Source organism: Kineosporia sp. R_H_3 (assembly GCF_002198675.1).
Lineage (GTDB): Bacteria > Actinomycetota > Actinomycetes > Actinomycetales > Kineosporiaceae > R-H-3.
Genome location: NZ_MWLL01000222.1, coordinates 1 through 14,379, shown reverse-complemented (window position 1 = coordinate 14,379; position 14,379 = coordinate 1). Strand labels below are relative to the sequence as shown.

Genomic DNA, 14,379 nt, shown 5'->3' with positions numbered 1-14,379 from the left:
CCGCCGGCCCGAGCGCCCTGACCGCGTCGCCCTGACCGTCCGGCCAGCCGCCACGTCCACCCCCGGGCCCGTCGACCGACGCGGTCCTCGTCGAGAACCAAGGAAGGTCATCGATGCCCCAGCACCAGCCCGCCCACGCCCGTGAGACCGCCACCGGCCCGAACGGCCGCCGGACCGTCCTCGCGGCCGGCGCCGCCGCGGCGGCCGGAGCCCTCGGGGTGGCCCTCGCGCGACCCGCAGAGGCTGCTGCGGGCAGCGCGCTGCTCCTCGGGCGCAGCAACACCTCGGGCGGGTCGGGGACGACGGTCGCGTCGACGAGCACCGGATCCGCGTTCTACGTCAAGGCCTCGGCGGGCAACGGCATCCTCTGCGACGCGGCGTCCGCCTCGAAGTGGGCGGTCTACGCGCGGTCGACGGCCACGACCGCCGGGACCGCCGGTGCGGTGTTCGGCAAGGGCGGCAAGAACGTCGGCGTCCAGGCGACGACGGCGGCACCGGTGTCGCCGGTCTCGGCGCAGCGACCGGCGCTGTACGCCGACGGCGGTGCGGGCGGCTGGGGCAGCCTCGTCGTCGGCGACGAGGTCGTCGACGGTGCCGTCTTCGCGAGCTTCGCGCTGACCGGCGTCCACGACCCGTCCCAGACTGCCAACGGCGGTGTCGGCTACGCCGACGTCGTCTCCGGCGCGGGCGGGTACCACGTCGCGACGGGGACCCTCACGCTCGGCGCGGCCACCACGACGGGCACCGTCACGCTCGACCCGGCCTTCCGGAGCGCGGGCGACCTGGGCCGGGCGTCGGTCCAGCTGACGCCGATGGGGCAGGCGATGTCCGGGCTGTACGCCTCGCTCGACGCGGCCACCGGCGTCCTCACGGTCAACGGCGGCGTCGCCGCCGGGGTCGTGTCCTGGACGGTGAGCGCACCGCGCAAGAACCTCGACGGCACCGTGGTGGCCCGGGCGGGCTCGGCGGCCGTGCTCGGCCGCGGCACGGCCATGAAGGCGTTGCGTGCCGGCGCCTGAGGGCGGTGAGACCACCGGCGAACGACGGACGGCGTCCGGTGACGGCCGCACCGATCCGGTCGGCCGTGAACCTCGGGCGCTTTCGGGCACCTCACAGTGCTCGTCGGCGACGTGGGACGCCGTGTTTCGCGGGCGTGACGACGACGTCAGCGCTGTGTCCGCCAGGTCACGAGCCTGAACGCCACCTCTCGGCGGCACGTCCGCAGCGGAGGAGCCGGTGAACTCACGGTGAAGGCGTCGGCCCCCGCGCAGGCCGCTGCCTAGCGTCGGGCGCGGTGGACCTCGGGGCGGGTGTCTGCGGCAAAGGCGCTCTGCGCACGGCAGCTCCGGGGACTCGGCACACGGTTCTCGGGGAGCAGGAACCCATGACGGCCTATCTCGGCTTCGACCCGACCTCCGCGGTCTCCGGACTGCTCGGCAACCTCGCCGACTCCAGCTGGCGGGAGTGGATGCCGCTCGGGGTGGCGGGCGTCCTCGTGTGGAGCCTGTGGCTCTACCGGTGGATCCTGTCGCGCGGCTACCGGCCGACGCTCAACACGTTCCGTACCACGACCTCCGTCGTCGTGCCCTCGTTCCGCGAGGACGTCGACGTGCTCCTCGCCTGCCTGACCACGTGGCTGGACCAGGACCCGTCCGAGGTCATCGTCGTGCCGGACCTCGCCGACACCGCCGTCATCGAGGGGCTGTCCCGGGTCCGGGACCCGCGGCTGCGGGTCATCCCCTTCGAGCACCGCGGCAAGCGCTCGGCGCTCGGCGTCGGCATCCGGGCCGCCCGGGGCGAGGTGCTCGTCCTCACCGACTCCGACACCCGTTGGGAGCCGGGCCTTCTCGAGGCCGTCCAGATGCCGTTCGCGGACATCACCGTCGGTGCGGTGTCGACGAAGCAGAACGTCTACCAGCGGTGGTCGAGCATCTGGCGGGTCGTCGCCGACTGGATCATCGACCTGCGCTACTACGACTACGTGCCCGCGATGGCGCGCCGCGGCGGGGTCATCTGCGTGTCCGGCCGGACGGCCGCCTACCGGCGCAGCGTCGTCATGAGCGTGCTGCCGAACCTCGAGCACGAGTTCTTCCTCGGCAAGCGCTGCGTCGCCGGGGACGACGGCCGGCTCACCTGGCTCGTCCTCGCGAGCGGCTACCGGACGACGTACCAGGGCAACGCCCGCGCCCTGTCCATGTTCCCGACCTCCTTCCGGGCCTTCTGCAAGCAGCGGGTCCGCTGGAGCCGGAACTCATACCGCACCTACCTGACGGCGGCCTGGCAGGGCTGGCTCTGGCGGGTCCCGTTCATCTCGAAGGTGACCGTGCTGCAGATCCTCCTCACACCGCTCACCATGGGCATGGCCCTGGGATACCTCGTCGGCTCGCGCAGCGAGGCGACCTGGGCCTCGGCGGGCCTCGCCGCCACCTGGCTCATGGGCGGCAGGCTCGTGCGCAGCGCGTCGCACCTCGTGCGGCGTCCGCTCGACCTGTTCCTCCTGCCGCTCGTGACGCTCGTCGTCATCTTCGTCTCGTTGCCCATCAAGGCCTACGCCCTGGTGACCATGAACAAGCAGGGGTGGCTCACCCGGGCGGCGGACCGCCAGGGCGCCGACGGGCAGACCTTCGACACCCTGGCCCCCGAGGCGCTGCCCGCCGGGTTCCCCGGCCCGGCCGTGCACCGGCCGGCCCCTGCGTTCACCGGAGCCGGTCGTGCGTGAGGCGCGCCGCGGACGGCGGACCCTCGCGGCGGCCGTCGTGCTCGCCTGCGCCGCGGCCGGCACGGTCGTGTCGGCGGGCGGTGCCGGTGCGGCGCTGCGCCCGTTCCGCGGCACCGGGACGGAGCCCGGTGCGCCGTCCACCACGGCCCCGGGTACCGACGACACGGACGACGAGACCGCGGGTTCCGAGGCGCCGGGCACCGTCTCGGCGGAGGAGTCGGAGCGGCTGGCCGACCTGGTGTCCGGTGAGGACGAGCGCCTCGTCGACATCAAGGTCGCCGTGACCTCGCTCGGGGTCTCCGCACCGAAGGTGCCCTACCGGGTGCGCTCGGCCGGCGGCTACACCCTCGTGCTCACCGCACGGCGCTCCCCGTACACGATCAACGACCTGCGCCGGCTCGCGCCGCAGACGTTCGTGCCCCTCGAGGACGGCTCCTACCTGCTCCGCGAGCACCTTCTCGTCGATGCCGGCGCGACCCTCTCCCTCGCGCCGCAGAAGGCGACGACGATCCGGCTGGCGAGCAGCGGGCGCGGCTTCGTGTCGATCGTCAACGACGGCGGGCGGCTGCGCCTGCTCGGCCGGGCGTCCGCCCCCCTGACGATCACGAGCTGGGACGAGACCCTGCGCCGCGTCGACCCGCAGACCGCGGACGGCCGGGCGTACATCCGCTCGCGCGGGCAGACGGTGGTGCGCCACGCGACGCTGAAGAACCTCGGCTTCTGGAGCGGCCGGACCGGCGGGCTGTCGATCTCGTTCCCGGACCGGCCGCAGACCGGGGCTGACATCGACGTCGCCGACACGAAGGAGCGGACGACCGGCTCCACGAGCACCAACCGGCTCACGACGGTCCTCCCGACGGGCGGGCTCCCCGCCGAGGAGACCTCGCTCGAGGCGGTCGGCGCGGAGGTCTCCGACTCGCTCGTCGAGGGGAACGCGTTCGGCCTCTTCGTGTCCGCGGCCTCCGGCGTCAAGATCACCAACGTCACGATCCGGCGCTCCACGGTGAGCGGGCTCGTGCTGCACCGCAGCGTGACGAGCGCCCAGGTCCAGCAGGTCCGGGTCGAAGGCTCCGGGCTCGACGGGGTCGTCGTCACCAAGGGGGTCGAGGGCACGACCCTGAGCCAGGTCGAGGCGCGCGGGAACCGCCGGGACGGCATCCGGCTCGACGGCTCACCGCTCGCCTCCGGCCCTTCGGCGTCCGGCCAGTCGATGCGCAGCTTCGGCGGCAACGTCGTCGCGACGTCGACCGTCGCGGACAACGGCCGCACCGGGATCCGGGTCGTCGGCGGCGCGAACGTCCGCGTCATCACGAACTCCGTCACCGGCGGTCCCCAGGGCATCGTCGTCGACGAGGGGGCCGAGGCCGTCGTCGTCGAGGGCAACCGGGTCGGGGGCGCCGCGACGAACGGCATCCACGTCCGCGGCTCCGCGGGGGTCGAGGTCCGTGGCAACGCGGTCGACGGCTCGCCGACGGGGCTGCGGCTCAGCGACGCGACGGCCGAGATCGCCGACAACACCGTGTCCGGTGCCACCCTGCACGCGGTCACCCTCGTCGGCGCGGTCGCCGGGACGACGGTGACGGACAACCGGCTCTCCGGGTCCGGCACCACAGCCGTCGACGTCGTCCGGGCGGCACAGGACGCGGACCCGGTCGTCGAGGACAACGACCTGTCCGGCTGGGAGGTGACGCTGACGAAGGACTCCCTGCTGTCCACGGTCATGCACCCGATGACCCTGCTGTGGATCGGGATCGGCATCCTCATGCTGCTCACGCTGCCCCTCGGCAAGCGCCGCACCGGGATGCCGACCCCGTACCCGACCGGTCCGTCGTCCCCCGCGAGCATCGCCGACATCGAGGACGCGCAGCGACGGGCGCTCGAGGCGGCCGGGGTCCTCGCACCGGTCACGACGCCCGCTGCGGCGCCCGCGCCGCAGCGCGAGAGGGTGCTGGAACCGGCCGGGGCGCGGCGGACCGCCGCACCGCACCGCATCGCGTCCGCCCCCGCGTCCGCCCCCGCGGCGAGCCCGGCGGCGAGCCCCGCGGCCGGCCCGGCCGGCGGCTCCCCGCTGCACCCGGACTACGTCGAGGCCTACTACGGCACGGGTGACCCTCCCCCGCCACCCCGTGCGCGGCACGGCCGGTCCCGCGGACGGCCCGACGGGTACGACGAGGGCCACCGGGTCATCGACCTCACGGCCGTCGAGCCGACGGTCTCGGCCGGCGAGCTGGCGGACTGGGTCCGCCGGCTGGAGGCCGGCCGATGACCCGGGCCACGACCCGGTCGGGCCGGACGACGGCTGCCGGGCTGCGGGCGTTCCTCGCGACCGACCGAGGCCGGCTCGCGCTCGTCGGTGGCGCGGCGCTCACCGTCTTCGCGGCCGGCGTCGGGGTCGGGGGGCTGCTGGGCGGCGGACCGGACGACGCCGTCGTCACGGTCCGCGGGCCGGTGCCGTCGCCCTCCGCGGCGGTCCCGCCCTCGGACCGCGCGACCGGTACCGGGGCGGTCACCCCCACGGTGGAGCCGGTCGTGCCGTCGACGGCCTCCGGCGTCAGCACGACCGCCGGTGGGCAGGACCAGGGCGGTGGCGCGCCGGTCGCTGCCGGTACGCCGAAGGCACCGGTGGCCCGGTTCGACTGCCCGGCGACGGGGACCCGGGTCACGTCGGCCGCCCAGCTCACCGCCGCACTGGCGGCCGCCTCGGCCGGCGACGCGATCATCCTCGCGGACGGCGTCTACACCGGCGCGTTCGTCGCGACGGCGAAGGCGACCCCGGACGCACCGGTCTACCTGTGCGGCGGGCGGTCCGCGGTGCTCGACGGCGGCTCGACCTCCGGCGGGTACGTGCTCCACCTGGACGGTGCCACCGGGTGGCGGGTCTCGGGCTTCACCGTCCGCAACGGCCAGAAGGGCGTCATGGTCGACGGCGGCCGAGGCAACGCGCTGCAGGACCTGCTCGTCGAGGAGATCGGCGACGAGGCCGTCCACCTGCGCCGGCAGAGCACCGGGAACGTCGTGCGCGGCCTGACGATCCGGGACACCGGCCGGCGCAAGGAGAAGTTCGGCGAGGGCGTCTACGTCGGCTCCGCCGAGAGCAACTGGTGCGACGTCAACGGCTGCGACCCGGACCGCAGCGACGGCAACTTCGTGCTGGACAACAGGATCGGGCCGACCACCGCCGAGAGCGTCGACGTCAAGGAGGGCACGTCCGGCGGGGTCGTGGCCGGCAACGTCCTCGACGGGACCGGGCTCGTCGGTGCCGACTCGTGGGTCGACGTCAAGGGCAACGGGTGGCTCGTCACCGGCAACCGCGGCACGCGCTCGCCCATGGACGGCTTCCAGACCCATGTCGTCGCCGACGGCTGGGGGCGCGACAACACCTTCCGCGGCAACGTCGCGGACCTCGCCGGCGGCAGCGGCGTGGGGTACTACCTCCACAAGGACGTGCCGAACACCGTGGCCTGCAGCAACAGGGCCACGGGTGCGGCGGGCGGGCTCTCCAACCGGCCCTGCACCTGACGCACGCCCTCGACCCTCGACACCTCCCGCCCTCTTCCCGCCCCGGCGTGACGGCCGTACTGTCGGGCCGCGGCCGGACCGCACCGGTCCGGCGCCCGTCCACGTCCACCCCGCTGGAGGGAACATGTCCCGTCGTGACCTCATCGACCCGGAGTCCCGGGTCCCGCTCGACGCCCTGGTCGGCTTCCTGCCCGGTGGCTTCAACGCGATCCCCGACATCGTCGCCCGGCGCGCCACCGTCGCGCAGATCCTCGCCTCGATGCCTGTCCCGCCGAACCCGAACGTCACGACCGAGGACCGCACCGTGCCCGGCCCGGAGGGCGACCCCGACATCAGCGTGCGGATCTACCGCCCCGTGGGGACCTCCGCGGCCACCGCGACGCTGCCGGGCATCTACTACATCCACGGCGGCGGCATGGTCCTCGGCGACGTCGCCGGCGAGGACGCCAACGCGGCGCGGCTCTGCGAGGAGGTCGGCGCCATCGTCGTCTCCGTGGAGTACCGGCTCGCGCCCGAGAACCCGCACCCGGCCCCCGTCGAGGACTGCTACGCCGGGCTCACCTGGACGGCGGCGAACGCGGCCGGCCTCGGCATCGACCCGACCCGGCTGGCGATCTACGGGGGCAGCGCCGGCGGCGGCCTCGCGCTCGGCACCGTGCTCCTCGCCCGGGACCGTAGCGGCCCCGCGCTGGCCTTCATGATGCCGATCTACCCGATGATCGACGACACGAACACCTCCGGCTCGAGCCACGAGATCACCGACATCGGGATCTGGGACCGGGCGGGCAACATCGAGGCCTGGGCCTGGTACCTCGGCGGCAAGCCCGCCGACCACTACGCCGCGCCGGCCCGGGCCACCGACCTCAGCGGGCTGCCCCCGGCGTTCATCGACGTCGGCACGGTCGACCTGTTCCGCGACGAGGACGTCGCGTTCGCGAACCGCCTCATGCAGGCCGGCGTCCCCTGCGAGCTCCACGTCAACCCCGGCAGCTACCACGCGTCCGAGGTCTTCGCCCCGGACGCCGCGCTGTCCCGCCGGATCTGGGCCATGCGGATCGACGCGCTGCGCCGGGCTCTCGCCTGACTGCCCGCCGCGTGAGTGCGCAGCCCGGGCGGCAACGGCCCGGGCTGCGCACGGTTCAGCCGCGACCCGGCAGGGTGACGGTGCTGTCCCGCACCCTGACCCAGTCGACCGTCATCGTCGCCGGCAGTCCCGCCGTCACCTGCCCCAGCCCGGGCCAGGCGCCGCCGACGGCCAGGTTGAGGACGAGGTACGCGTCGTGCGTGAACGGCCAGCTCCCCTGCGGGGTGTCGGCCGGCGTCAGGCTGGAGTACGCACGCCCGTCGAGGTGCCAGGTGATGCGGCCCGGCTGCCAGTCCACGCCGTAGACGTGGAAGTCCTCGGAGAGGTCGACGCCGCGACGCTCGGTCCGCCCGATGCCGCCGTCCAGCCCGGCGAAGCCCGGCCCGTGCGCGGTCCCGTGCACGCCGACGGGATCGCTGCCCACCTGCTCCATGACGTCGATCTCGCCGCAGGCCGGCCAGCCCACCTCGTCGATGTCCGCGCCGAGCATCCAGAAGGCCGGCCACGTGGCGCGGGCCGCAGGCACCTTGATCCGGGCCTCGACCGTCCCGAACCGTAGGTGCAGGCGTCCCTTGGTGGTCAGGCGCGCGGACGTCACCCGGCCGCCGGACGACGCCCCGGCCGGTTCCCGGAGCGCGACGACCTCGAGCCGGCCGTGCCCGTCGAGCCGCGCGTTGTCGGAACGATCGGTGTAGTCCTGCAGCTGACCGCAGCCCCAGCCGCCCGCCCCGAGGTCGAACCCCCACACCTCCGCGTCCGGGCCCGCACCCGGCGGGCCGACGAACTCCTCCGACCACGACGTGCAGGTCATCCGCCGCCCCTCCCACGAGGTCTCCAGGCCACCATGACGCCATCCGCGGCGACCGGCCGCCTCCCGAAGTGACCGGGGCCGGCCGACGACACCGGGCGCACCCGGTCATGGGAACGATCCCGGCTCTGACCGCCCGCCTCAATGTGGCCCGACGTCCTGTCGACACCCGAGGTATCCGCAGGGTTGCAGGACATCGATCCATGGAGGAGGGACCTCGTGACGCCAGTCCATGGCGACCCGGGACCTACGACGCAGCCGCACACCGTCGTCACGCGTGGCCCGTCGGCCTGGCTGGACGACCGGTCCGTCGCCGTCAAGCTCGCCACCCTCGTCGGGGTCGCCCTCGTCGCCCTCCTCGCGGTCGGCGCGGTGGGCGTGCAGGAGCTGCGGGCCGCCTCGACGCAGGCCGAGCGCCTCGAGTCGTTGCAGAAGATGACCCGACTGGCTCTCGAGGCCGACATGGCGCACGACGCGGTCAAGGGCGACGTGCAGCAGGCGATCCTCGACGGCGACAGCGCGTCGGGGCGCGAGGCGCGCGCCGAGCTCGACGACCACGCCGCGATCCTGTCGGACGGTGTCGCCACCTTCCGGGCGGGGACCATGCCGGCCGACGTCCGCCGGGCCGCCGACGCGGTCGCCCCGCTCGTCGCCGTGTACCTCGAGGAGGCGCGCCGCGCCGCGGACGGCGGGATCGCCGGCACCGCGACGGCCGCGTCGATGACGGACTTCCGGACGTCCTTCTCGGAGGTCGAGGAGGCCATGCCCCGGATCGGGGACACCCTGGGCGACCACGTCTCCGACGCGACGGCCGCAGTCGGCGCGGCCCGCTCCTCCGCGACGCGGACCCTCACCGGGGCCGCCGCGGTCTCCGCGCTGCTCCTCGTCCTGCTCTGGCGGGCGATCGGCCGCAGCATCGTCCGCCCGCTGCAGACGGTCGCGTCCGTGGCCGCCGGCCTCGCCGCCGGCGACCTCACCCGCACGTGCGACCTGCGGCGCGGGGACGAGTTCGGCGCGATGGGCGACGGCATCGACACCGCGGTCCGCTCGCTGCAGTCGATGATGCGCGACCTCGCCGCGACGGGCGGCTCGCTCGCCGAGGCCGCGCTCGAGCTATCCGCCGTCTCCGAGGACCTGAGCCGGGGGGCCAAGGACGCCGCCGACCGTGCCACCGAGGCCCGGACCGGCTCGACCCAGGTCGACGAGGAGGTGCAGTCGGTGATGGCCGGCGCCGAGCAGATGGCCGCGTCCGTCGCCGAGATCGCCACCAACGCCTCGCGGGCCGCGGCCGTGGCCAACGAGTCCGTCGTCGCCGCCGACGCCGCGAACGAGCAGATCGAGCAGCTCGGGGCCGCGAGCGCCGAGATCGACTCGGTCGTCCGCCTCATCACGGCCATCGCCGAGCAGACCAACCTGCTGGCGCTCAACGCGACCATCGAGGCCGCCCGCGCCGGAGCGGCGGGGAAGGGCTTCGCCGTCGTCGCCGAGGAGGTCAAGCAGCTCGCGCACCAGACGGCCCGCGCGACCGAGGACATCACCGGCCGGATCACGTCGATCCAGAACACGACGTCCGCGGCGGCCGAGGCGGTCACCGGGATCCGTGAGGTCATCGGCCAGATCAACGAGTTCAGCATGACCATCGCCTCGGCCGTCGAGGAGCAGGCCGCCACGACGAGCGGGATGAGCCGGTCTCTCGGGGTCGCCGCCGCGGGCAGCAGCGAGGTGATCCGGGTGGTCGCCGGCGTCGCCGAGGTGAGCCGTGCCGCCGCGCAGGGCGCCCAGGGCAGCAAGGACGCCTCGGACGACGTCGCGACGTTCGCGCAGAACCTCAACACCCTCGTCGCCCGATTCCGCTACTGAACCGCCGGGTTCCGGCACGGACAGGAGGTCCCGACATGGCAGAGCCGCCGGTCGTCGCCGCGTACGGCCTGCGCAGGCCCGACCTCGACCAGATCCGCGCCGCCGTCCGGCGGGTCAGCCCGGTCACCGCGGACGCGGTGTGGGCCGGTCTGCTGAGCTCCGCCGGGCTGGACGGCGCGCAGCCGCACGGCGACGACGCCGTGGAGCGCGTCGTCGCGGCCATGAAGACCTCGGGCGACCCGGTCATCGCGCTGTGCGCGCGGGCCGTCACCATCCGCCTGTCCTCCTACGAGCACCTCGCCGCGACAGCGGAGATCGTGAGGAACCTCCGGTGAGCATCCCCGTCCCCCGCCCCGAGCAGCCGGCCCCGACCGCCGAGGAGGTCACCATGCGCCTGCTGGCCGACCCGGACCGGATGCGTGAGCTGGCCCGCATCGACCTCGACGACCCGGTCCTGCGGGCCCGGCTCGACGCCATCGCCCGCGACACCCGCGAGCGGCTCGGCGCGACGATCAGCCTCATCACGCTCGTGCTCGACTCCGTGCAGCTCATCGCCGGCAGCGACGGCCTCGACGGCTGGATGGCCGCCGCGGGCGGCACGCCCGTCGAGTGGTCGTTCTGCGCGAACGCCGTCCTCTCCGGCCGGCCGTACGTCGTCGAGGACGCCGCCCGCGACCCCCGGCAGCTGGCCAACCCGCTCGTCACGCAGGACGGCATCGCGAGCTACTGCGGCGTTCCGCTGACGGGTTCGTCCGGCCAGGTCCTCGGAGCGCACTGCGTGCTGGGCCGGCAGCCCGAGGAGTACACGGCGGAGCACCTCGCGGCCCTGCACGAGGCGGGCCTGGAGGTCAGCCGCGTCCTGGCCGAGTACACGCAGTCACCGGCGGCCGCCGACTGACCCGCGGCGCGCAGCACGAGGGGGCGCCGTCTAGGGTGGGCGGATGCGGCTGGGCACGGCACGTCGTCCCACCGGGATCCCTTGGTGGGGGCTCGTTTCCGCCACGGCGGCGCCGGTCCTGCTCGTCGGCGGCTGGACCTGGGCGGCGGCCCTCCAGCCGGGCACGTTCGACCCGGTCCGCGAGACGATCAGCGCGCTCGCCGGGCTCGGCGCGACCCGGCGCGGGATCATGACCGCCGCGCTCGTCGGGGTCGGGCTCTGCCACCTCGCGACCTCGGCGGCGCTGCGGACGGCGCCGCGGGCCGGGCGGGCCGCCCTCGGGCTCGGCGGACTGGCCACCATCGGCGTGGCGGCGGCCCCGCTGCCGGCCGACGGAGGGTCGGTGCCGCACACGGCCTTCGCGACGACCGCCTTCGTGGCCCTCGCGGTCTGGCCCGCCCTGCCGCCGGGCCGCGACGGCGCACCGCGGGCCCCGTTCCCGCTCCAGCGGCCCGTCCGGCTCGCCGCCGCCGGGCTCCTGCTCGCCCTCGTCGGCTGGTTCGGCATCGAGCTCTTCGGGGCCGGCCCCCGGCTCGGGCTCGCCGAACGCGCCGCCGCGGGAGCGCAGGCGCTGTGGCCGCTCGTGGTGGTCCTCGGCTGCCGGCCCGCGGGCCCGCGGGCACCCGTCACGGCGGCCACGGCGGTGGCTCCGCCGGCAGCAGGTCCGGGTCGTCGACCGCGAACGAACGGACCGGGCCCGGACCCGTACGGGGGCCCTCGAACCGGACCGTGACGACGCTGCGCCCGCTGCCCCACACCCAGCCGGCGCCGTGCCCGGCATGGACGACGTCCTGCCCGGGCCGCCACTGCCGGTCCGGCACCGGGCCGAAGAGCGCGTCGTGGAGCGGGTCGGCGTCGTCCCCGTGGTCGTCGTGGTCATCCTCCGAGGAGTCCGCGGCGCCCGGGGCCACGGGCGGGTCGTCGTCCGCGGCGTCGATGTCGGCGAGCAGGTCCGCCTGGGCGAAGGTGGACAACCCGGCGACACCGACGCCGAGCAGCCGGACGCCGTCCGCCGCGTCGAGCCCGTCGAGCAGCGTGAGCGCGCAGCGCCGGACGAGCCGCTCGTCGTCCGTGGGGTGCGGCAGCGTCGTCGACCGGGTGTGGGTCGCGAAGTCGTGCGTGCGGGTCTTGAGGACGACGGTCCGCGCGGTCAGCTTCTCCGCGACCAGGCGGCGGACCACCTTGCCGACCATGACGAGGAGGTGGTCGCGCAGGAGCCGCTTGTCCGTCACGTCGGTGGCGAACGTCTGCTCGTGGGAGACCGACTTGGCGTCGCGCTCGGCGACGACCGGGCGGTCGTCCCGCGCGTTCGCGAGGGCGAGCAGCCCGGTGCCCGCCGACCGGCCGAGGAGCGGCACCAGGGTCAGCTCGTCGGAGCGGGCGAGGTCGCCGACGGTACGGATCCCCATCGACTCCAGCCGCGCCTGGGTCGCCGGGCCGATCCCGGGCAGCGCGCGGATCGACATCGGGGCCAGCAGGTCGGCCTCGGTGCCGGGTGCGACGACGACGAGGCCGTCCGGCTTCTCGAGGTCGGAGGCGATCTTCGCGACGAGCTTGCTGCTGCCGACGCCGACGGACGCCGTGAGCGCCGTCCGGGCGTGGATCTGCGCCTTGAGCCACGCCGCGGCGGCGGTCGCGTCGTCGGCGCGCGGCGCGGCGCCGGCGTCGGCGTCGGGCCCAGGCGGCACGTCGAGGTCGAGGTAGGCCTCGTCGATGCTCACCTGCTCGACGAGCCCGCTCACCTCGCGCAGCACCGCCATGACGACGGACGACGCCGCGCGGTAGGCGTCGAACCGCGGCGCGAGGTAGGCGGCGTGCGGGCAGCGGGCCCGGGCCTCGACCGTCGACATCGCCGACCGGACGCCGTACGCCCGCGCCTCGTAGCTGCACGTCGCGACGACACCGCGGCCGCCGATCCCGCCCACGACGACGGGCCGCCCCCGCAGCGAGGGCTTGTCCCGCTGCTCGACCGCGGCGAAGAACGCGTCGAGGTCGACGTGCAGGACGCTGGCCCGGGATCTCATCGCCCCGACATCATCGCCCACGGCCCCGTCCGGGGCGCCACGGCGGGCGGGCGCTCAGGCGCCGGCGATCTCCCGCAGCGCGGCGAGGTGAGAGGTGTAGGCGGCCCGGCCCGTGCCCGTCAGCGACAGCCAGGTCCGCGGCCGCTTGCCGACGTACCCCTTGCGGACCTTGACGTACCCGGCCTGCTCGAGCGTCGCGACCTGCTTCGACAGCACCGAGTCCGAGACCTCGACCTCGTCCCGGACCCGGGCGAACTCGGCCTCGTCGACCTGAGCGAGGACCGCGACGATGCTCAGGCGGACGGGTGCGTGGATGACCTCGTCGAGCCGGTGCCGGGCGTGCCGGTGCTGCGTCACCAGCGCCGGCCCGGTCACCCCGTCGGTGCTCACGCGGGCCTCCCGCGCCGGATCAGCAGGCCCGCGACGAGCATCGGCAGCGCGACGACGAGGCCGGTGAGCCCGAGGACCCAGAGCGGCTCGGGAGCAGCGGCCGCACCGGCGAGCTTGCGCGAGGCCTCGCGGACGTTGAGCACCACGACGGCGGTGAGCATGGCCGCCACGGTCCCGGCGAGGCCGATCCGCCCGACCCGGCGGCTGCGCCGCGGGACGACGCCGGAGGCCCGGCTCTGCCACAGCGCGACCGCCCCGAGGACGACGACGTAACCGCCGGCGAGGACCCCTTCCCACGGCGCCTCGTCGAGCCGCTGCTGAACGGCGACGTAGAGCCCGATGACGAGCCCGAAGGCCGTCGTGGCGAGGCCGTGGACCCTGCGGTCGGCGTCGTCGTCGATACCGGTGCCCTCGGCCCTGGCGAGCCGCTCGCGGGCTTCCTGCGGCGTGATGTCCTGCATGATTCATCCCCCTAAGTCCGATTCGTGATGAATCCAACCTAAGAAGTACTTTCCAGTGCGTCAAGTGCTTGCAGCGCCGGCAGCACTACGCGACGGGCGTCGCGACGACCACGAGGTTGTCCTCGTAGGCGCGCCGCACCGGGTCGAACGGGCCGGAGCAGGTGATGAGCACCAGGCGCGGCGCGACGGTCTGCGAGAACGCGTCGGTCCCCGAGGCGAGCCGCGCCTTCGGCACCTCGCGGACCTCGTTGACCCGGAAGGTCATGGTCCGGCCGCCGGCACCGACCGTGATGCGCTGCCCCGGCCGGACCCTGGTGAGCTCGGCGAGCACCCCGACGCCGTACCGGCGCGAGTCGACGTGCCCTGCGAGCACGATGCTGCCGAACGGGTCACCCACCCGCGCTCCCCCGGTCCACCAGCCCACGCGCGACGGGTCGTCCGGGACGGTGAGCGAGCCGTCGTCCGCCGTGCCGGCCCGCTCCACCGCGGCCCGCCCGCCCGAGGGGAGCACGAGGTACCGGGGCACGAACGGCTCCGGGGCCGACGCGTCGCGGGCCGCCGCCGCGGGCGGCGGCGT

At 75.0% G+C, this 14,379-nt stretch carries 14 protein-coding genes; 9 read left to right on the top strand and 5 right to left on the bottom strand.

Annotation, left to right across the window (positions count from 1 at the left end):
- The first annotated feature begins 113 nt into the window (after nt 1-113).
- The 5 genes from ECOMGDLI_RS28150 (at nt 114) to ECOMGDLI_RS28130 (ending at nt 7,322) form a co-directional block, all read left to right on the top strand.
- A complete protein-coding gene (locus tag ECOMGDLI_RS28150; protein WP_088320163.1) occupies nt 114-1,019 on the top strand; it encodes a hypothetical protein in 906 nt (301 codons plus the stop codon).
- Between the two features lie 365 nt (nt 1,020-1,384).
- On the top strand, nt 1,385-2,719 hold the full coding sequence (locus tag ECOMGDLI_RS28145; protein WP_088320162.1) for a glycosyltransferase: 1,335 nt from the start codon (nt 1,385-1,387) through the stop codon (nt 2,717-2,719).
- Nucleotides 2,712-4,985: a right-handed parallel beta-helix repeat-containing protein gene (locus tag ECOMGDLI_RS28140; RefSeq protein WP_088320161.1), complete on the top strand. Its 2,274-nt coding sequence runs from the start codon at nt 2,712-2,714 to the stop codon at nt 4,983-4,985. Before ECOMGDLI_RS28145 ends, ECOMGDLI_RS28140 begins: the two co-directional genes overlap by 8 nt.
- Nucleotides 4,982-6,238 carry a hypothetical protein gene (locus tag ECOMGDLI_RS28135; RefSeq protein ID WP_198955252.1) on the top strand — a complete coding sequence of 419 codons (1,257 nt, stop codon included), beginning with the start codon at nt 4,982-4,984 and terminating at the stop codon, nt 6,236-6,238. Before ECOMGDLI_RS28140 ends, ECOMGDLI_RS28135 begins: the two co-directional genes overlap by 4 nt.
- 124 nt (nt 6,239-6,362) lie before the next feature.
- Entirely contained in the window at nt 6,363-7,322 is a 960-nt protein-coding gene (locus tag ECOMGDLI_RS28130; RefSeq protein ID WP_088320160.1) for an alpha/beta hydrolase, read from the top strand.
- A gap of 55 nt (nt 7,323-7,377) precedes the next feature.
- On the opposite strand, the gene ECOMGDLI_RS28125 is transcribed toward ECOMGDLI_RS28130, so the two are convergent.
- Nucleotides 7,378-8,133, bottom strand: coding sequence for a glycoside hydrolase family 16 protein (locus tag ECOMGDLI_RS28125; protein ID WP_088320159.1), 756 nt, complete (start codon nt 8,131-8,133; stop codon nt 7,378-7,380).
- Nucleotides 8,134-8,349: 216 nt separating this feature from the next.
- On the opposite strand from ECOMGDLI_RS28125, the gene ECOMGDLI_RS28120 reads away from it, so the two are divergent.
- The 4 genes from ECOMGDLI_RS28120 to ECOMGDLI_RS28105 are packed head-to-tail and all read left to right on the top strand — an operon-like array spanning nt 8,350 to nt 11,660.
- On the top strand, nt 8,350-9,990 hold the full coding sequence (locus ECOMGDLI_RS28120) for a methyl-accepting chemotaxis protein (RefSeq protein WP_143447992.1): 1,641 nt from the start codon (nt 8,350-8,352) through the stop codon (nt 9,988-9,990).
- Nucleotides 9,991-10,025: 35 nt separating this feature from the next.
- Nucleotides 10,026-10,325, top strand: coding sequence for a hypothetical protein (locus ECOMGDLI_RS28115; protein WP_088320157.1), 300 nt, complete (start codon nt 10,026-10,028; stop codon nt 10,323-10,325).
- Nucleotides 10,322-10,888: a GAF domain-containing protein gene (locus ECOMGDLI_RS28110; protein ID WP_198955251.1), complete on the top strand. Its 567-nt coding sequence runs from the start codon at nt 10,322-10,324 to the stop codon at nt 10,886-10,888. The genes ECOMGDLI_RS28115 and ECOMGDLI_RS28110 overlap by 4 nt, the downstream gene beginning before the upstream one ends.
- A 43-nt stretch (nt 10,889-10,931) precedes the next feature.
- Nucleotides 10,932-11,660, top strand: coding sequence for a DUF998 domain-containing protein (locus ECOMGDLI_RS28105; protein ID WP_088320156.1), 729 nt, complete (start codon nt 10,932-10,934; stop codon nt 11,658-11,660).
- Here the strand turns inward: ECOMGDLI_RS28105 and ECOMGDLI_RS28100 are convergent.
- The 4 genes from ECOMGDLI_RS28100 to ECOMGDLI_RS28085 form a co-directional block, all read right to left on the bottom strand.
- Nucleotides 11,554-12,951 carry a DNA polymerase IV gene (locus ECOMGDLI_RS28100; RefSeq protein ID WP_088320155.1) on the bottom strand — a complete coding sequence of 466 codons (1,398 nt, stop codon included), beginning with the start codon at nt 12,949-12,951 and terminating at the stop codon, nt 11,554-11,556. The two genes, ECOMGDLI_RS28105 and ECOMGDLI_RS28100, sit on opposite strands and share 107 nt — an antisense overlap.
- A gap of 54 nt (nt 12,952-13,005) precedes the next feature.
- Nucleotides 13,006-13,341, bottom strand: a complete 336-nt coding sequence (locus ECOMGDLI_RS36135; protein ID WP_233153658.1) for a transcriptional regulator — start codon at nt 13,339-13,341, stop codon at nt 13,006-13,008.
- The gene (locus tag ECOMGDLI_RS36130; RefSeq protein WP_088320154.1) at nt 13,338-13,802 is read right to left on the bottom strand and encodes a hypothetical protein; all 465 of its coding nucleotides are present in this window, start codon (nt 13,800-13,802) and stop codon (nt 13,338-13,340) included. The genes ECOMGDLI_RS36135 and ECOMGDLI_RS36130 overlap by 4 nt, the downstream gene beginning before the upstream one ends.
- A gap of 85 nt (nt 13,803-13,887) precedes the next feature.
- Nucleotides 13,888-14,379, bottom strand: a 492-nt coding sequence (locus tag ECOMGDLI_RS28085; protein WP_198955250.1) for a class F sortase, incomplete at its 5' end; no start/stop codon positions are given.